The sequence below is a fragment of the Desulfopila sp. IMCC35008 genome, from assembly GCF_010646885.2.
In the GTDB taxonomy this organism is placed as follows: domain Bacteria; phylum Desulfobacterota; class Desulfobulbia; order Desulfobulbales; family Desulfocapsaceae; genus Desulfopila.
Window position 1 is genome coordinate 2202357 of the sequence record NZ_CP050700.1, and the last position, 18280, is coordinate 2220636.

General features: G+C 44.5%; 13 protein-coding genes. 8 read left to right on the top strand and 5 right to left on the bottom strand.

Features of this window, described 5'->3' with window-relative positions; genetic code table 11:
• Position 1: 1 nt before the first annotated feature.
• Together ftsX and ftsE are read right to left on the bottom strand one after the other, a co-directional pair.
• Positions 2-889, bottom strand: coding sequence for a permease-like cell division protein FtsX (gene ftsX, locus GA520_RS09715; protein ID WP_163336795.1), 888 nt, complete (start codon positions 887-889; stop codon positions 2-4).
• Complete coding sequence (gene ftsE, locus GA520_RS09720) at positions 886-1593, bottom strand: cell division ATP-binding protein FtsE (protein ID WP_240910074.1); 708 nt, start codon at positions 1591-1593, stop codon at positions 886-888. The genes ftsX and ftsE overlap by 4 nt, the downstream gene beginning before the upstream one ends.
• A gap of 530 nt (positions 1594-2123) precedes the next feature.
• Here ftsE and ileS point away from each other — a divergent pair.
• Genes ileS through fabD form a run of 3 tightly spaced genes read left to right on the top strand, consistent with a single transcriptional unit; the run spans position 2124 to position 6371 of the window.
• Positions 2124-4937, top strand: a complete 2814-nt coding sequence (ileS, locus tag GA520_RS09725) for an isoleucine--tRNA ligase (protein ID WP_163336794.1) — start codon at positions 2124-2126, stop codon at positions 4935-4937.
• A 10-nt stretch (positions 4938-4947) separates the two neighbouring features.
• Complete coding sequence (lspA, locus tag GA520_RS09730; RefSeq protein ID WP_163336793.1) at positions 4948-5433, top strand: signal peptidase II; 486 nt, start codon at positions 4948-4950, stop codon at positions 5431-5433.
• On the top strand, positions 5430-6371 hold the full coding sequence (gene fabD, locus GA520_RS09735; protein WP_163336792.1) for an ACP S-malonyltransferase: 942 nt from the start codon (positions 5430-5432) through the stop codon (positions 6369-6371). The genes lspA and fabD overlap by 4 nt, the downstream gene beginning before the upstream one ends.
• Positions 6372-7146: 775 nt before the next feature.
• Here the strand turns inward: fabD and GA520_RS09740 are convergent.
• From GA520_RS09740 to GA520_RS09750, 3 genes are read right to left on the bottom strand one after another with little or no spacing between them, the layout of a single operon-like run.
• Positions 7147-8505, bottom strand: coding sequence for a sigma-54 dependent transcriptional regulator (locus tag GA520_RS09740; protein WP_163336791.1), 1359 nt, complete (start codon positions 8503-8505; stop codon positions 7147-7149).
• Positions 8502-9143 carry a hypothetical protein gene (locus GA520_RS09745; protein WP_163336790.1) on the bottom strand — a complete coding sequence of 214 codons (642 nt, stop codon included), beginning with the start codon at positions 9141-9143 and terminating at the stop codon, positions 8502-8504. Before GA520_RS09745 ends, GA520_RS09740 begins: the two co-directional genes overlap by 4 nt.
• A 17-nt stretch (positions 9144-9160) precedes the next feature.
• Positions 9161-10612, bottom strand: coding sequence for a HAMP domain-containing sensor histidine kinase (locus GA520_RS09750; RefSeq protein WP_163336789.1), 1452 nt, complete (start codon positions 10610-10612; stop codon positions 9161-9163).
• A 616-nt stretch (positions 10613-11228) separates the two neighbouring features.
• Between GA520_RS09750 and GA520_RS09755 the strand changes: the two genes are divergently transcribed.
• The 5 genes from GA520_RS09755 to dctP all read left to right on the top strand — a co-directional run bounded on the left by GA520_RS09755 (position 11229) and on the right by dctP (position 18218).
• Positions 11229-11555 carry a hypothetical protein gene (locus GA520_RS09755; protein ID WP_163336788.1) on the top strand — a complete coding sequence of 109 codons (327 nt, stop codon included), beginning with the start codon at positions 11229-11231 and terminating at the stop codon, positions 11553-11555.
• Between the two features lie 350 nt (positions 11556-11905).
• Complete coding sequence (locus GA520_RS09760; protein WP_163336787.1) at positions 11906-12817, top strand: proline dehydrogenase family protein; 912 nt, start codon at positions 11906-11908, stop codon at positions 12815-12817.
• A gap of 278 nt (positions 12818-13095) precedes the next feature.
• Positions 13096-14727, top strand: coding sequence for an L-glutamate gamma-semialdehyde dehydrogenase (gene pruA, locus GA520_RS09765; protein WP_163336786.1), 1632 nt, complete (start codon positions 13096-13098; stop codon positions 14725-14727).
• 351 nt (positions 14728-15078) lie between these two features.
• A complete protein-coding gene (locus GA520_RS09770; protein ID WP_163336785.1) occupies positions 15079-16281 on the top strand; it encodes an aldo/keto reductase in 1203 nt (400 codons plus the stop codon).
• A 923-nt stretch (positions 16282-17204) separates the two neighbouring features.
• Positions 17205-18218, top strand: a complete 1014-nt coding sequence (gene dctP / locus GA520_RS09775; RefSeq protein WP_163336784.1) for a TRAP transporter substrate-binding protein DctP — start codon at positions 17205-17207, stop codon at positions 18216-18218.
• Positions 18219-18280 lie beyond the last annotated feature (62 nt).

Genomic DNA, 18280 nt, shown 5'->3' on the forward strand with positions numbered 1-18280 from the left:
GTTATATTTTCAGGTATTTCCGCATGGAAGTGTGACAACCAACGGTACAGAGAAGAATGGATACGAAGATAAGGGTGAGAACAACTGAGGGAGAAAAAAAAGTAAAATCGATAAGTTTGAGAAATCCAGGGCCTGAGAACTTTTCGGTTATCCAGCGAAAAAGAATAAAAAGTGCACCTATTCCGATGGTGGACCCCAATATACCTTGTAAGAGTCCCTCCATAAGAAACGGAGTGCGAATATAGTTATTGGTAGCACCGACCAGGCGCAACAGTTCGAGTTCGTCCTGTCTGCCCATGATCGTCAGTCGAATGGTGTATGATACCATGTAGATGGTGGTCAGGATCAGGAGACTGCCGCTTAAGAGAACAACAATGGAGAGTAACTGAGTGAAATGGTAAAATCTTTCCATCCAGTCTTGTCCATATTGCACTTTGACAGTACCTGGTAACCGTCCCAGGTAACCTGAAAAACCCTTTATCTGGTTGAGACTCCTGAGCGTTTTCATAGGAGTGACCTCAATTGAAGGGGGAAGGAAATCCTTGGGCATAGCTGCGAGAACGTCACGATTGGAGCCGAGTTGTTCAGCAAAGCGTTCATATGCCTCCTCGCGTGAAATAAATCGAATTTCTTCAACCTCATCAAACGAGTTGATCTTGCGGATGAGTTGTTCCTTCATTTCCGGTACGGGTTCGTCTTCGAGATAGACTATTAACCTCAGCTCGTCACCAAGCTGGTCCCCGGCGTTCAGCATATTGGTATAAATGAGGTAAAAGAGGGAGAAGATAAGCACCGACAAGCTTACAGTCAGTAATGTCATAACCTGCGATGTCCATGTCTGGCGCAGGTTTCTGCCAACCTGTCGAAAGACTGTTAACCAGAAATTCATGCTTCGCCGCCCCCGTTGACTAATCTCATGGTGCCACGTTGAAGTTCGATGATTCGATGACTGGTATTTCTGTAGATCGATTCGTCATGGGTAGCGACAATAACAGTAGCACCCGATTTGTGCGCGTTTTTCAGGACGCTGATAACTCGTTGGGTGGTAATCGCATCCAGGTTGCCTGTGGGTTCATCAACCAGGACCATGGTTGGCGAATTGGCAACGGCGCGCGCCAGCGTTACACGCTGCTGCTCGCCTCGGGAAAGTTCTCCGGTTATGGTGTCGTGTTTGTCGTTTAGGCCGAGTTGATCGAGCAGGGTACGCACTCGTTTATCAATTATATTGGGCTTTTTATAGGAGACCTCCATGGAGATAGCAATATTTTCTGCGGCTGTTCGATCGTTAAGAAGTTTGAAGTCCTGATAGGCAACCCCTATCTTTTGCCGGAGTCTGGCGAGTTTGTTCCCCCTGACCTTCTCAACAGGGATTCCTGATATCTCAATAAGACCATTGGTGGGTGGCTCCATACTTGATATCAGCTTCAGGAGAGTGGTTTTGCCGGCACCGGACTGGCCAATGATATAGAGTAATTCTCCACGGGCAACACTCATGGACACATTATCCAGGGCAAGGACATCCGGCGGATACTTTTTGGAAACCTTGATCATTTCGATCATGGGTCTTTCTGTGACAGGGAGCTGATCTTTCATAAAACTGCTTTACTTACGGTTTAAATTTCACAGATGCAACGGATTTTGATAGTGGCGTCAGACCTGTCTTTATTGTTGTTATTCCGATGTTATAATTATATACGTATTGTTTATATGTAACAGGGAAAGCAAATTGCCTGGTAAACAGTTCACCTGTGAACTGTACCCAGACCTATTTTATTATATTTAACGTAAACAAAGTATTTTAAAAAAGTCACGCTATTATGTCAATTTTAAAGACATTCATACGGTCAAATGTTCCCGGCTGACAAACGGTAGAGTTTTTCATGGGTGCCAGGCGAATTCGTATGGCATTTCAGGAATTACCCCTTGAAAGTTGAACGGCAGGTGTTATTTTTATCTGTTTTATGTCTGTTGACTGTTTCTTGATTCGAAAAATAAGGTTAATTAGTCCTACCTGGCTGAAAAAAAAGATGCTTCAGGCAGGCAGTCAATGCAATGTTGGCATCAATGAATTACTACGCAGTGTCGGCGATCTGGCTGGCAAAAGATAACATAAGGAGAGCATCATGGATTACAGGGAAACCCTGAATCTGCCGGTAACAAAATTTAAGATGAAGGCGAATCTCGCCCAAAGAGAGCCGGAATATCTGAAGAAGTGGGATAAAGAAGGGTTGTATAAACAAATCCAGGAACATGCCAAAGACAAGCCCCTTTTCGTCCTGCATGATGGACCTCCTTACGCCAATGGTAATATTCATCTCGGTACTGCTTTCAACAAAATCTTGAAAGACATTATTCTCAAATCACGCAGAATGGCTGGTTTTAATGCGCCATATATTCCTGGCTGGGATTGTCACGGGCTTCCCATTGAGCACAATGTTGATAAAGAGCTTGGTGAAAAGAAAAAGGTAATTCCCAAACTTTCAAAACGTGGTGCATGCCGTAAATACGCTGAAAAGTGGATCAAGATCCAAAAAGCAGAGTTCAAACGTCTCGGAGTGCTTGGTGACTGGGATGATCCGTATCGTACCATGACTTTCCCTTATGAGGCTGCAATTGCCCGTGAGTTTAATAAGTTTCTGAAATCCGGTGCGGTGATTCGAAATAAGAAGCCGGTATACTGGTGTTCGACATGTACTACTGCCCTTGCAGAGGCTGAAGTAGAGTATCACGACCACACATCACCTTCTGTATATGTGAAATTTCCGGTGAAGGATGATATTTCCGATGTAGATTCGTCTCTCACTGGTGACAATGTATACATTATCATCTGGACAACGACACCCTGGACACTTCCCGCAAACCTGGCTATTGCCTTACATCCTGATTTTGAATATGTCTCTGTGCAGGTTGGTGAAGAAAAATGGATACTTGCCAAGGAACTGGTCGAGCAGGTGATGGAAAACAGTGGTATTGAGGATTATACAATTCTTGGCACCTTTTCAGCCGTTGGTCTGGAGAAGAAAAACTGTCGACATCCGTTCATTGATCGCGATTCCCTGGTTGTCCTGGCAGATTACGTTACCACTGATGCCGGTACTGGTTGCGTTCATACTGCGCCCGGACACGGAACCGATGACTACCTTACCGGTCTGCGCTATGGCCTCGATATCCTCTCTCCTGTTGATAATGAAGGTGTTTATACCCGGGAGGCGGCACAGTATGAGGGGCAAAGGATACCTGCTGTAAATGATGTAATCATTGAGGACATGAAGAACGCCGGTGTACTTGTTCATCAATCTGATATTGGCCATAGTTATCCGCACTGCTGGCGTTGCAAGAAGCCGGTCATGTATCGGGCGACTCCGCAATGGTTTATTTCCATGGACAAAATGGGTCTCAGGCAGGCATCACTTGATGCCATCAAGGACGTGACCTGGACGCCTTCCTGGGGGATGCAGAGGATCTATTCGATGGTTGAGACGAGACCCGACTGGTGCCTGTCACGGCAACGCAGCTGGGGCGTTCCCATCACCGTCATCAGCTGCAAAAAGTGCGGTGAGATTGTTTGTAATGATGAATTATTTGCCAATATAGATAAATTTTTCCTGAAAGAAGGTGCAGACGCCTGGTTTAAGTATGAGGTGAATGACTTTCTCGGTGAAGGGTACACATGCTCATGCGGTTCTGACGATTTTGAAAAAGAAGAAGACATTCTTGATGTCTGGTTCGATTCTGGCGTCAGTCATGCTGCGGTATGCGAGATTCGTGATGAACTACGGGCACCTGCTGACCTTTATCTTGAAGGGAGTGACCAGCATCGCGGTTGGTTTCAAAGTTCGCTGCTTACCTCTGTTGGCACACGCGAGACCGCACCGTTTCACGGAGTTCTTACCCATGGGTATGTTGTTGATGGTGAAGGTAAGAAGATGTCCAAGTCGGTGGGTAATGTCGTAGCTCCTGGAGAGGTTATAGAAAAATATGGAGCAGAAATACTCAGACTCTGGGTGTCAAGTGAGGATTACCGCGACGATATCAAGGTTTCCGATGAGATCTTGAAACAGGTATCCGACTCGTACCGGAAAATTCGAAATACTATTCGTTATATGCTAGGTAACCTGAGTGATTTTGACCCTGTGAAAAACAGGGTCGCATCAGAAGAACTGCCCGAACTTGATCTTTGGGCCCTGGCCAAATATGAAGAGCTCAAAAAGCGCGTTATCGGTTCCTATGAGAAATATGAATTTCATACCATCTACCAGGCACTGAATTATTTCTGCGGAACAACCATGAGTGCCTTTTACCTGGATATCCTGAAAGATCGATTATATACCTCCGGAACCGATTCTTTTCTGAGGCGTTCAGCCCAGACGGTTTTGTATGATATTCTTGAAGGGTTGCTCAAAATGATGAGTCCTGTACTCAGTTTTACTGCTACCGAAGCCTGGGAATCCCTAAAAGGACTGGACCAGAAAGCTCCCCTGAGCGAGGCGATTTTCTTTACTGAGTTTCCTGCGGCAAAAGATACCGGTTTTGATGAAACCCGTGAAAAAAGGTGGGATGACCTCATAGCTATACGATCTGAAGTGACCAAGGCACTGGAGATAGCAAGACGGGAAAAGATCATCGGTCATTCTCTTGAGGCGCATGTGATTATTGCCGGTGGTGGTAACTATACTGAATTCATCGATCGTGAAGTTGAAACCATAAAGGAAATTTCTATCATTTCTGAACTAACAAGAGCTAAAGACTCGCTCGGCACCAATGATCGAGTTTTCGTGAGTGAGGAGATTGAAGGGCTGGAGATTGTTATTGAACCGGCGTCAGGGGAAAAATGCGAAAGATGCTGGACCCGTTCTGTAACCGTGGGGCAAGACAGCGAGCATCCGGAAATCTGCGAGAGGTGCGCTACTGTAGTTGACACCATCGTGAACGAATAGACGGTCCAAAGTGTATTATTTTCTGGTCGTTGTTTCAATTATTGCCGCGGATCAGCTTTCCAAGCAATGGGTGCTGAATTCGTTTCAACTGTATGAAGCCAGGGAGATCATCCCTGGCTTCTTCAATCTTGTTTATGTCACTAATACAGGGGCTGCATTCAGTATGCTTGCAGGTGTGGATGCTCCCTGGCGGCATTATTTTTTTCTTACTATCGGAATAATTGCGGTGATAGGGCTCACTGTTGGGTACTTTATTTATCGTAAAGAAAACCCCTGGCATTTGCCTGCTTTTGCCCTGGTAGCAGGGGGGGCAGCCGGGAACCTTATCGACAGGGTTCGTCACGGTGCAGTCGTTGATTTTCTGGATTTTCATGTGGCCGGTTATCATTGGCCTGCTTTCAATGTTGCAGATTCTGCGATCTGTGTCGGAGCTGGTGTCTTTATCCTGATCAGTATTCTGGAATCAAAAAAGCAAACAAAGAGGAACATTACATGAAGATAGGTGTACTTTTTCCGGGGCAAGGGTCCCAATACCTTGGTATGGGCCAGGAGCTTATCGAGGCGGCTGCAGAAAACCGTGAGTTGATGACCATGGCTGAGGAGGTCTGTGGACTCGACCTTAAGAAGCTGATTGACGGCGGTCCTATGGAAGAGTTGACTCGAAACAGCATACTGCAACCAGCCATTACGATAACCAACATGATTTGCTGGCAGTCACTCAAACGTGAGTTGGGTGATAAGCAGGTAAGCTGTTTTGCCGGACATAGTCTTGGTGAATACTCGGCATTGTATGCTGCGGGTGTGCTGAGAGCAGATGATTGTATGCGGCTGGTCGCCAAACGTGGTTCACTGATGGAGCGTGAGGGCAAGGCAAATCCTGGTGGAATGCGGGCCGTGCTCGGACTGGAAATTGCTGAAGTGGAGCAGGTAATACAGGACTATAAAGGACCAGGTGTTGTCACTGCTGCAAACCATAATACTCCTCAACAGATTGTTCTTTCCGGGGACATGGAGGGCCTTGATGCAGTAGCTCCTGTTGTCGAGGAAAAGGGCGGCAAGGTCATCGCCTTAAATGTCAGCGTAGCCAACCATAGCCCTTTGGTGGCGAAGGCCGTTCCCGATTTTATGAGTTTTATGCAGGATATCGAGTTTGATGTACCGAAGACTCCAGTATATTTCAACGTTTCCGGCACGACAGAAACTGATACTGCCATGATTAAGGATATGATGTCACGGCAGATCGTTTCCAGGGTCCATTGGTGTGATATCATTTCGACCATGTTGTCAGAAGGTGTAGACACATTCATTGAGGTTGGTCCCAAAACCGTGCTCAAGGGCATGATGCGGAAGATTACCCCCAAAGGAGTGAAGGTTACCTCGCTCCAGTGTGACAGTCCCAAAACAATCACCAGTTGTCTGGAAAAACTAGGTTGACCGGTTTTCGATTCTCCGGGCTTACAGTCAAGTGTAAGCCCGGCAAATTTTACATCCCACGTCAATTTTGCCCAAACTACTCACTTGTTTTCGAGTAACTCATAATCGATACAACCATCCAGAAAGATTGTGCCGAAGTCACTGGAAATTGGTAGGCATAGAGAGATATGAAACATTTACAAAAGAAGTGTTTAAGCTGTGTTAACTTCAGACCTACGACTGTTGAGCAGGGGGTATGTCGCCTTGATAAAGCCCTCTCTCCCGAGTACCCGATTATGGAGCATACCCACAGCTGCGAGAACTGGAACACCTGCGGCCAACAGTATTATATTCGGGTTGGTTGGGTCAAAAAACATAAGGAAATACAAGGTTCAGAATAGCCTCCCCGTCAGGGCGAACGACGAGAGATTCAATTTCGTCAGTTCCTCCTTTCAACGATACGTTTTCACGCCTTGAGAATCCTTTCTCATATCCGCTTCGATTTTTACACATTTTATTTGCTGTTATGGAGGTAATGGACCGGGCTGGACGGGGAATACAAATAGCGTATCAAAACGGCACGCTTCTGAAACTTTGACATAAACAGTAGGGGATAATGTTGATTTTGCAGAATTACCCCAAAGACGGATCCTTTACCTTGAAAATCCCCTGATTAAAGGTCCGGATAGATTCTGTCAGAGATAATTTCATAACCCTTTTCCCCCAGAGTACCCCCCGTGAATATATTTCGGGGGGCATATTTCTCACTCTCCACTGTCGCATTTACGACCCGCTTTTACTTAAAGTCTGAAGGACTGATATCATACTTCTTCAGCTTATAGTGAATGGAACGACGGCTAATATTGAGGAGCTCAGCCGCACTCTTTTGAACCCCTTTGGTCTGCCTGAGTGCGCGGATGATTGCATCTTTCTCACTACTTTCCAGGCTGAATTGATCCGGTCCGTCAACGATAGTCCGAGTACCACCAACAGTGGTCTCTTCAAGCTGGAGGTCTTGCGGTTCAAGGTGACCGTTTATACAAAGAACAGCCGCACCCTCGAGACCGTTCTTGAGTTCACGGACATTACCCGGCCATCGGTAATTCTGGAGCCATTTCATGGTCTCTTCAGGAATGGTGATTGGTGGCAGATTATAGGCCTTGCAGTGAAGTTTAAGGAACCGATTGGCCAGGGCCGGAATGTCCTGGCGTCTCTCACGTAAGGGCGGGACATTAAGGGTTACAACCCTCAGACGGTAATAGAGATCCTGTCTGAAATTTCCTGCCTCAATGTCAGCGCTCAGGTCTGAATTGGTGGCTGCTATGACCCTGCAGTCTATCCGCTTTTCTTGAAGAGAACCAACCCTCCTGATTTTCTTATCTTCCAGAAAGCGCAGCAGCCTGTTTTGCATTTCGGCTGAGATGTTTCCTATCTCATCAAGAAAGAGGGTCCCACCCTCTGCTGCCTCAATAAGTCCTTTCTTATCCTGTATAGCGTTGGTAAATGCTCCTTTGGTGTGACCAAATAATTCGCTTTCCAGGATTCCTGGAGGGGTCGACCCGCAGTCGACGATAATATAGGGGCCCTTTCTCCTGTGGCTGTTGTCGTGGATAGCTTTGGCGATACCTTCCTTGCCGGATCCACTTTCACCAAGAATCAGTGTGTTAACGTCACTTGCCGCAACACGGAGCATCATTTCATGCAGTAATTTCATAGGTGGTGATTCACCCCAGATAAAGCCGGTATTCTCGTTTTTAGGTGGTTCTTTCCCGGTAAGGGGTTGTTGCTGCCTGTCGAGGTGGATTTTAACTTTTTCGACAAGGGCTTTACCGTCAAATGGTTTTGTCAGGTAATCGACTGCTCCTGACTGGACAGCAGATACTGCTTCCTTGATGGAACCGTAAGCGGTAAGAAAGATTACAGGTAGGCCCGGAGCGGTGGTCTGAATTTTGGTAAAGAGTTGAATGCCGCTCATGTTGGGCATCTTGATATCTGAGATAACAAGATCAACATCGTCGGATTTGAGAAAGGTGAGGGCACTCTCTGCATCATCCGCTTTTAATACGGTAAAACCGGCAGCACTAAAGCGTGCATCAAGGACTTCAAGTATATTGGGATCGTCGTCAACGATGAGAAGCTTCTGTTGTTCTTTCATAATGGTTTTTTCTTTTCCTGCAATTGCTGGTCTATTGCTTCAAGCTCAGTAATTTGGTGTTGTAAGGTATCGATCATTTCCTGGGCGGTTATGTTGTCTTCCTGGTATGACTGGAGAAGGGTGCGAAGACTTTCTGTTTTCGTGTGAAGTTGTTTAATTTCTTTACGTTTCTTTTTTAGATCCTCACTCTTTTTTTGGAGATCCTTCTGTAACTTTTCAGATTCTGTTCGAAGAGTTTGGTTGCTTATTTTGAGAGCTGTCACCACAAGCGTAGGATTTTCAATGTAAAATCCACTATGGTACGGTTGTTTCCACTCTTTGAGCAATTCAACCGAATTATTGTAATCATCCGTTGTTTGAGCGATGGCCATACGAGTACACGCCAGATTGTATAAGGCTGTATTTTTTGCTTGACCATCTGTTTCAGAATTATATACCTGCTGGAATAGCTCTTCCGCTTTTTGGTAATTACCAAGTAAAAAAGCCTTCTCCCCATCTCGCAGGAGTTGGGCCTCGTCACTGGCACTGACGACTATCTGCACATAGCTGCAACCCGATTGAAGCAATGCGGTAATGATGATGGTCAATAAGAGTACCAGGAAGAAGCGAAGATTAAGAAAAAAACCTGTATGCATCATTCGATAGATATTGATCTTCAGTCGTTGAGTTGATAGCCGGATTCCGGCAGGGTGAAAGAAAATGTTGCCCCGAGATCCGTATTGTTGCTTACTGATATAGTTCCCCCGAGATCCTGAATAATTTTCTTTGAAATATACAGTCCAAGGCCGACGCCGTCCATATGTTTGCGGATAGACTTGGACCGATAGTATTTATGGAAGATAAGTGAAATTTCATTTTCATCTATACCTGGACCATGATCACGTATAGAAAAAAGAACATACCCCGGTATCTCACTCTTTTGTACCTTAATAATAATTTCACTCTCATTGGGTGAGAATTTTAAACCGTTGCCAACAATGTTGGTGAGTACCTGTTGGATTTCCTCGCGGGCACCCCTTACTTTTGGCAGATTTGGTTGTATATGACTGATGAGGTTGATGTTTTTTAGTCGGGCCATGGCGTCAAGGCTTTCAATGCAGTTATCGATCAGTTGCCCGGTTTCAAGTGGCTCACGTGAGGGTGACTGGGTCCCTGCCTCTAGTTTTGAAACATCCATTAACTGGTTGAGCATTTCGTTAATGCGGGTAAGTTCAGAACTCGCAATGGAGAGGAACTTGTGTTGTTTTTCATTAACCTCGCCGAGTACCTCTTCTGCCATGAGATTTACTGATTCCTGGATCGAGGAGAGAGGCGTGCGTATCTCATGACTCAAGGTGGCGATAAAATCGGCACGGAGATTTTCCTCTTCCTGAAGCTCACGATTCATGTCGTTAAAGGCGTTGGCGAGATCAGAAAATTCATCTTGTGAGGAAACCTTTATCTCATTATTGTATTCACCTTGTGAGAGTGTTCGCAATCCATGCGTTAGTTGCTTGAGAGGCATAATGATTGATTTTGACACAAAAAGTATGCCGATAAAAGCAATCACAACAGAGAGTCCAAATCCAAGTAGACCGTCTCGTGTCGAACGAAAAGTCAGCCTGTGAATCTCCATCATGGCCTGTTCAATCTGCTCCTGGTTAGTGTCACGAAGGCTGACTAAAAGAGCAAGCCAGTTGTTGAGGGTGTCTTCATCGACCCAGCGGATATCGGTTCCTTCCTGAATTAATTTTTCATAATGGTTGTTATATTCATGATTAAACAGCGAGAAACTGTCCGGGAGGGAATATCCCCTTGCTGACAGATGGTTTATGGTCTCGAGGGCCGTATCGAAATACTCCTTTGAGGCGTCAAAATACTCTCTGTACACATCTTTATTTAAGAGAGAATATTTCTTGGCGTTGCCATCCATTTCCAACAGGTTTTCGATAAGAATTTTGGATTGACTGGAAATGACGTTGTTGATGTTCACGATCTCTTCCGACATGTTCATCATTTTTTGTATATGAAAAAACACGTAGACAATGGTGCCATAGAAAATAAGGACAAAGATCAGCAGGGATAATGCTAGTTTGGTGGTGATGGTTAAGCGTGGGGAAAAGGTCATTATGCACCTGCCAATAGAGCCCGGCAAAGAGTATTTGAATTATGGGTCTGTCTTCTCTGACTAATCGATAAGTTTACCAAAGGAATCTGAATATTACGAGAAGTCTCCTTACTAAGAACGTACCGGGAGACCAATTAAATAGTTCCCGTCCTAAAACTACCCTTTTGGTCAATATCTTCATTATGCTCAAAATTTTATCCTCCGGTAAGTGAGGAACGAGACTCCGAGATATCAATTATATACCTGTGGTAAAATTGTTCACATGCCTCGATCTGGACCAGATAAGGGTAGACTTCGAAACACCTGGTTTTAGGATGAAAACTTAATAAGAAAATTGCACAGTGGCAGGATTTACTTACTTAGACACTTGAGACATGAGAATTCGTGACTCCTTTTTGCACGCTCCTTGTGCAAAAAACGTAACTGAACAGATAACTCAAAAAATAAAAAGCTCATAAAAACAAGATGAAGACAGCATAAATCATCTTTGGCACAGGGCTTGCTTTATGATGATTACCCGAGGGAAGTACATTTGCATGCAGAATTAAAAATATTGAACGCGAGTAGAGCACCATTCTTGTGTAATCATGCGTAAACCAATTTTCAGGAGTAAAAAATGAAGAAGACACTATCTGTCATCGTGATTTCAGCTTTTGTAGCAGTAGCATCAACCGCGATTGCCTCATCTACACCATCTAAACCGGTAACTGAAGAACCTCAGACAACAATTCAGACCTCTATTGAGAAACTGCAACAATCTTTTTCGGGCCTGGTAAAGAAAACAGATACTGGTTTGATTCTGGAAACCAGGGATGGCGCGTATATGTTAAAAGGCCTGAGCCTTGAAGAAATCGTGGGTAAAGAAGTATTTGTCACCGGTGTGGTGAAAAGCGAAAACGACGCAAATACCATCTATGTGGTAAAAGCTGATGTTAAAGAGTGAGTAGTATCATATTCGGCAATGTGCCGAATATGATAGAGCGATACAATTCGCTCTAAAGAGGAAAGGCACCTGGGGAAGCTGATCGACGTATCTGTCGGTCAGCTTTTTTTTTTGCAAAATGATCTATTATCTGCTGGAATGGTAGGAGAGAAGTTACGTAGTAGCAATGTGTTGTGGCAAGAGCAAATTACAGTATACAGAAATGAAAAAGTCATTGACATAATGGGTGTGTTTGGCGTACATTTTCTGTGTTCAGCGATTGTATACAACGCCTGGGCGTCTCTTGAAGCTGAGTTCTGCAGTTGCTGTATGAACCTCATTTATACCCACCCTAAAGAGTGAGAAAAACCATGATTAATTCCCTTATCTCAAAAATCCTTCCGTACATGCCCCAAAAACTTGTCTGGTTGTTTTCCAAGGAGTATATCGCCGGCCAGACAATCGAGGAAGCAATAGTCAATGCAAAGAAACTTAATGATAAGGGTATATTGACAACAATTGATGTACTTGGTGAATTTATCTCCACTCTCGAGGAAGCAGATGCCAATAAGCGTGAGTATCTCAATGTCATAGAAAAAGCAGAGGCCGCAGGAGTCGAAGGTAATTATTCACTCAAACCAACCTTTTTCGGACTGCTTCTCGATAAAGAAGTAGCTTATAAGCATATTCGTGAGGTCGTAGAAAAGGCGGCTTCGTATAATAACTTTGTGCGGATTGATATGGAAGATTCACCATGTACAGATATGTCTATCGAAATTTTCCGTAGAATAAAGGAAGAGTTTCCGGAGAATGTCGGTTTGGTTTTCCAGGCCTACCTGAAGCGTACACTTGACGACATCAAAGGGCTACGTGATTTGAATACCACAGAGAACCCACTCAATTTCAGACTCTGTAAAGGGATATATATCGAACCAGAGGCTATCGCTTATAAAGGATATGACGAGGTTAATCGGCATTTTATAGATGATATTGAGTACATGCTGAAGGAAAAGATGTACCCGGCCATCGCTACCCATGATGTCCCTGTAGTTGAAGCCTCCTATAAGCTACTTGAGAAGTATAATGTGCCAAAGGAAATGTATGAATTTCAGATGTTATATGGTGTGACTCCAGGGCTCAGGCAGTCTATCTTAGATAAAGGTCACAAGATGCGCGTTTATGTTCCATTTGGCAAACAATGGTTTGGCTACAGCACCCGTCGCCTGAAGGAGAATCCTGCAATGGCTGGTGTGATAATCAAGGCCTTGTTTAAGAAGGGGTGATAAGCTACGGAGGTGGGTCGATTTCGTCGACCCACCTTATACATTTCGGTTATTAGCCTCTTACTATTTAAAAAGTGCTCTCCTGAAGTTTTCACCTGGCCGAAGTCTGCGCTTATCTGCCAAACATTACCGTCCCCAGCCAATATTTTATTTGGGAATGTGTATCTTGTATCTAAGTTAAACTTTTAGTGACACCTCGAACTGGCATGAATTGTCAGTGCTTTAAAGATACCCATAAGGCTGTTTAATAATTTAAGTGAGGTCGCAAGATGAACCTGATGAATAATGCTGTAATCAGAACGCCTAAACCGGTAAACGAACCAATTTACCAATATGAGCCAGGCTCCAGCCATCGACAAGCCCTCAAGGTCGCATTAAAGGAGTTGAGCACAACCGAACTCGATATTCCCCTGATCATTAAAGGGGAAGAAATCAGAACCGGTAATATCGGTAAGGTGGTCATGCCGCACGATCATAGCCATGTGCTGGCAACCTATCACAAAGCAGGTCCTGAGGATGTGCAAAAGGCAATCGACGCTGCTGTGGCTGCCCAGCAAAGATGGCAGGCCTTGCGCTGGGAAGAGCGATGTTCGATATTTTTAAAAGCTGCAGACCTACTCGCTTCCAAATATCGTTACAAACTAAATGCCGGATCCATGCTAAGTGGTGGCAAGACTGCTTTTCAGGCTGAAATTGATGCTGCCTGTGAGTTAATAGATTTTCTTCGTTATAATGTTCACTATGCGGAACAAATTTACAATAACCAACCGGAGTCTTCGCCAGGTGTGTGGAACTTTGTCCAGCATCGGCCCCTCGAAGGTTTCGTCTTTGCAGTGACTCCATTCAATTTTACCGCTATAGCAGGAAACCTGCCAACGGCCCCGGCTATTATGGGAAATACCGTTGTCTGGAAGCCTGCATCGTCCCTTGTGTATACCCCTTACCTCTTCATGAAGATTCTCGAAGAGGCAGGGTTACCGGCAGGCGTCATCAATTTTGTACCAGGGTCCGGTGCAAATGTTGGTGATATCTGTCTGCAGGATCCTCATCTTGCAGGAATTCATTTCACCGGTTCTACGCCTGTATTCCAACAGATGTGGAAAAAAGTAGGTGAAAATATAGCCAGATATAAATCCTACCCAAGGATAGTAGGGGAGACAGGCGGGAAAGATTTTGTTTTTGTACACAATTCTGCAGGCAATAAAGAAGTCGTGACGGCTCTTGTGCGGGGGGCATTTGAATACCAGGGACAGAAGTGTTCTGCAGCTTCAAGAGCATATATACCAGCAAGCATGTGGCCAGAGGTTCAAAAAGGACTAAGGGAGGAGTTGGGCAAGGTTAAGATGGGGCCGCCTACCGACTTCTCAAACTTTGTTGGTGCCGTCATAGACCAGCGGGCGTTCAATACTATTTCTTCATTCCTGGATTACACCTTACACAATGATGGTGGAGATATCATAATCGGTGGGAAAGCTGATGATAGCGTCGGTTATTATATTGAACCGACAGTTATCCTGGCCACAGATCCGCAATTCAAGACCATGGTTGAGGAAATATTCGGACCGGTCCTCACCATTTATGTCTATGAGGATGAAAAATATGAAGAAACTCTTGAACTTTGTAATTCGTCGTCAATATACGGCCTGACGGGAGCAATATTTTCACGTGATCGTGAGGCCACATCAATGGCCATCACAAAACTTGAGCATGCGGCCGGAAACTTCTATATCAACGATAAACCCACCGGGGCCGTTGTTGGCCAACAACCGTTTGGTGGGGGAAGGGCGTCTGGTACGAATGATAAGGCGGGTGCCATTAACAATATGGTGCGCTGGGTATCACCACGGACTATCAAGGAAACATTTGTCCCTCCAGAAGAGTTTGGTTACCCTTTTATGAATGAAGAATAGTCGATGTTCATGGCGTTCCGCTCAGGCAGGTGGTTTCGCCTACCCGCCTGAGCGGGGAAGAGCAGTCATCCGTCTGGCTATATCCTAACGATACTCTCATCCTGTTGTAGCGTTTTGGCATCACCTGCAATAATTATCTTACTTGTGTCTTCAGGTTAAACCTTAGCCTCTGCCTGCGTTTACCTGTATCATTCATCTATGCAATGTAACTATTACAATCATGGTATATGTTGAGGAAAGAAATACATGACATCCTATTGCGACAAATTGTACAATTGGAACCGGATAGAGAGTTTTATGGTTTCAAGGTTTGGAGGTTAAAGTACCCGGCTAACACCGAGGAGGATCACAATGCTCTATAGGAAAATTCCTAAGTCAGGGGATAAATTATCGATTTTGGGTTTTGGCTGCATGCGTTTACCGTTGTTCGAGGATGGTTCAATTAATACTGAACGAGCCATCAGGCAAATCCGCGTTGCAATTGATGCTGGAGTGAATTATCTGGACACAGCCTGGCCGTATCACACAGGGGAAAGTGAAAAACTGGTCGGGCTTGCCTTGGCAGAAGGATATCGTGAGAAAGTACGTATAGCCACAAAACTGCCATCATGGATGATCAACTGTAGGGAAGATATGGATTTTTACCTGAATGCTCAGCTGGAAAAGTTAGCTGTTAGCCAGGTAGATTATTATCTTGTGCATGCTTTAAACGGCACAAATTGGCAGAAACTGCAAGATCTAGGTGTTACAGAATTTCTCAATACGGCGCTTGCAGATGGCAGGATCAAGAACACCGGGTTTTCTTTTCATGGGGAATTAAGCGATTTCAGGACAATCGTTGACAGTTATTCATGGGACATGTGCCAAATACAATACAATTACCTTGATCAGGAGTACCAGGCAGGCACGGAAGGTCTCAAATATGCAGCAGAAAAAAAACTTGGGATCGTGATAATGGAGCCACTACGCGGTGGAAACCTGAGTATACCCGAACCGCCACCTGCTATTGCTGAAATCTGGCAACAGGCAGAGATAAAACGCACTCCTGTTGAGTGGGCTTTACGGTGGCTATGGAACCATCCAGAAGTTACGGTAATCCTTTCCGGTATGAACGATGAAGCTCATATTGAGGAAAATCTGGCGATTGCAGATACGGCAGAGATTGATTCGCTGACTGAGAAAGAATATGAAATTGTAGATCAGGCTGCACGAAAGTACAATGAACTCATGAAGGTGGGTTGCACTGGCTGCGGATACTGTTTGCCTTGCCCGTCAGGTGTTAAAATACCAATGGTTTTTGAAGTGTACAACAAGATGCATCTTTTTGGAAACGAGATGGAGGGGAAACTGATGTACGTTATCCGTCTCAGTGGTAGTATATCCGGTGACGGTGCTGGTTATGCTTCACAATGTACCGAGTGTGGTGAGTGCCTTGAGAAGTGCCCGCAGAATATTGAGATACCAACAATGCTTACAGAGATCACGGCAGAAATGGAGGATGACAAGATGGCAGAACGGCAGGCGTTCGGCAGGAAAATTCTGGCAATGGAATAGTTGGTTCACTTCCTGAAACCTTCACTCCGGGTTATCTCTGTAGTGCGGTTTGATTGTACATTTATCGAAGGTACATGAATACTCTGTTAGTGAACGGTTCTCCAAGTCTAAAGAAGAGGCAGTATTAAGTCGAACAATCGCAACCTGCAACTATATATCATCAATGGTATTTCCGTAAACGGAGGGATTAAAGCAAATTATGGTTACATTTCTGGACCTTCGCGAAAATGAAATGAAGATCTGAAAACCTGTTGACATGTGCACTCTTTACTTGTATACAATTTATGTGTGCAGTGGTTTCGTTCACCTTTTATTCGGTCATACCGGGAAGTGATACAGGAGCCTCAATCATTATTACTGCATAACAGACAGAAGGCAAGATGTGTGCCTGAAACCATAGTGAAACTGGTTTTAGACATTTAATTCCGGACTGTAAGTATAAGTTCAGGTGGCATATGAGACAGAAAGTATTTCGATTTTACTCATTACCGAAAACTTTAGTTTATCCTGTCTGTCTTCAAGTTTCTGTGCGATATATTCAAGACAGTTGCTCCCATGCAATTCATTCCCCGGAAATATTCACCAAGAAGGTCTAGGTCAGGGATGAATCCTCGAATAACAACTCTCCGAAGAATCCCGATTTTACCTTTCCTGACAAAGCAAGTACCAATTCATTTTTTAATATCCGCAATACAGGGTATACTATTTCAGAACTTTGGCACAGCTTTCCAAAGTCATTCATTATTCAGATACCTGTTGATACTTTTCTATTGTTTAAAGAGAAAGAGAGGCGTGGATTACGCATTTGTAGTGTAGTCCGTTTCAACTTGAATTATTAAGAATTAAAGGGAGGAGAAAATCAAGTAGTTTGTCATAACTAACCATTTCTATTCATAATTATTTGACTACCAGGAGAGCCAATTATGTTCCATAAATTCAAAACTGTAGTTTCAATATGCATGGTGAGTCTGTTTCTCGCATTTTGCAGCACCGCCGTAATGGCAGCACCAAAGCATGTCCTGAAGTTCGCTGGCCAGAGCGCCGCCGATCATCCAGCTACCAAGTTAATGAATGATATTGCCAAGGAAATCGGAGAGAAAACTGAAGGTCGTATTGAGGTCAAAGTTTATCCAGCAAGTCAGCTTGGCGATTACAGTCTGGTCTATGAAGAGCAGATCCGTGGAACCATTGACATGTCATGTATTTCCGTGCCAAGTCAGTTTGATCCGAGAATGGAGCTGATTTACATTAATGGTTTTGCAAGTGACTATGATGACCTGAAAACAGTCTTCGCCCAGGATGGCTGGATGTTCAAGAAGATGAACGAGTTCAATGAAAGACTCGGTGTGAAGCTTCTTGGTTTCTTTGTTGAGGGTATGATTGGTACCGGAACCACGAAACCAGCAAAAGAGCCTCTGAATCCAGAAGTAAACAAAGGTGTTCTTATTCGTGTTCCCGGGATGGACGTGTACAAGCTCGCTGCAGAGGCTATGGGATATAACTCTGTAGGTATTCCTTATGCGGATGTTTATCAGGCTATTCAGACCGGTGTTGCCAATGGTGTCAACGGATACCCCGTTGCTTCAGCATACACAACACTTGGCGATGTCATTAAATACTGGTACATGACAAACTATTCTGTTGAAGTTCTCAATTTCATGATCAGCGGTCAAACCTGGGCAAAAATCGACCCTGCAGACCAGAAGGTTATTGAGGAGATCATGGCTAAAGCTACCATCGACAGCATCAACAATGCCAAGAAACTCGATGAACACCATATGGAACTGATGCGGAAAAAAGGCATAGAGGTTTTCACTTACACCAAAGAAGAGCTTGCACCGATTATGAAAGCCTGCGCCAGCACCTGGCCAAAACTTGAAAAGAACATGACTAAAGAACTTATGGACGAGTTCAGGAAAGAGCTGGGACCGAAGTGATCCTCAGTTGTTTTCCAATATAATCTTTTCAACATAAAATTAGATCCGGGGAGGAGTCCTCC

Excerpts from the sequence above, each read along its gene's own strand:
- ftsX (WP_163336795.1), bottom strand. The coding sequence starts at position 889 with ATGAATTTCTGGTTAACAGTCTTTCGACAGGTTGGCAGAAACCTGCGC.
- ftsE (WP_240910074.1), bottom strand. The coding sequence starts at position 1,593 with ATGAAAGATCAGCTCCCTGTCACAGAAAGACCCATGATCGAAATGATC.
- ileS (WP_163336794.1), top strand. The coding sequence starts at position 2,124 with ATGGATTACAGGGAAACCCTGAATCTGCCGGTAACAAAATTTAAGATG.
- fabD (WP_163336792.1), top strand. The coding sequence starts at position 5,430 with ATGAAGATAGGTGTACTTTTTCCGGGGCAAGGGTCCCAATACCTTGGT.
- GA520_RS09740 (WP_163336791.1), bottom strand. The coding sequence starts at position 8,505 with ATGAAAGAACAACAGAAGCTTCTCATCGTTGACGACGATCCCAATATA.
- GA520_RS09745 (WP_163336790.1), bottom strand. The coding sequence starts at position 9,143 with ATGATGCATACAGGTTTTTTTCTTAATCTTCGCTTCTTCCTGGTACTC.
- GA520_RS09750 (WP_163336789.1), bottom strand. The coding sequence starts at position 10,612 with ATGACCTTTTCCCCACGCTTAACCATCACCACCAAACTAGCATTATCC.
- GA520_RS09755 (WP_163336788.1), top strand. The coding sequence starts at position 11,229 with ATGAAGAAGACACTATCTGTCATCGTGATTTCAGCTTTTGTAGCAGTA.
- GA520_RS09760 (WP_163336787.1), top strand. The coding sequence starts at position 11,906 with ATGATTAATTCCCTTATCTCAAAAATCCTTCCGTACATGCCCCAAAAA.
- pruA (WP_163336786.1), top strand. The coding sequence starts at position 13,096 with ATGAATAATGCTGTAATCAGAACGCCTAAACCGGTAAACGAACCAATT.
- GA520_RS09770 (WP_163336785.1), top strand. The coding sequence starts at position 15,079 with ATGCTCTATAGGAAAATTCCTAAGTCAGGGGATAAATTATCGATTTTG.
- dctP (WP_163336784.1), top strand. The coding sequence starts at position 17,205 with ATGTTCCATAAATTCAAAACTGTAGTTTCAATATGCATGGTGAGTCTG.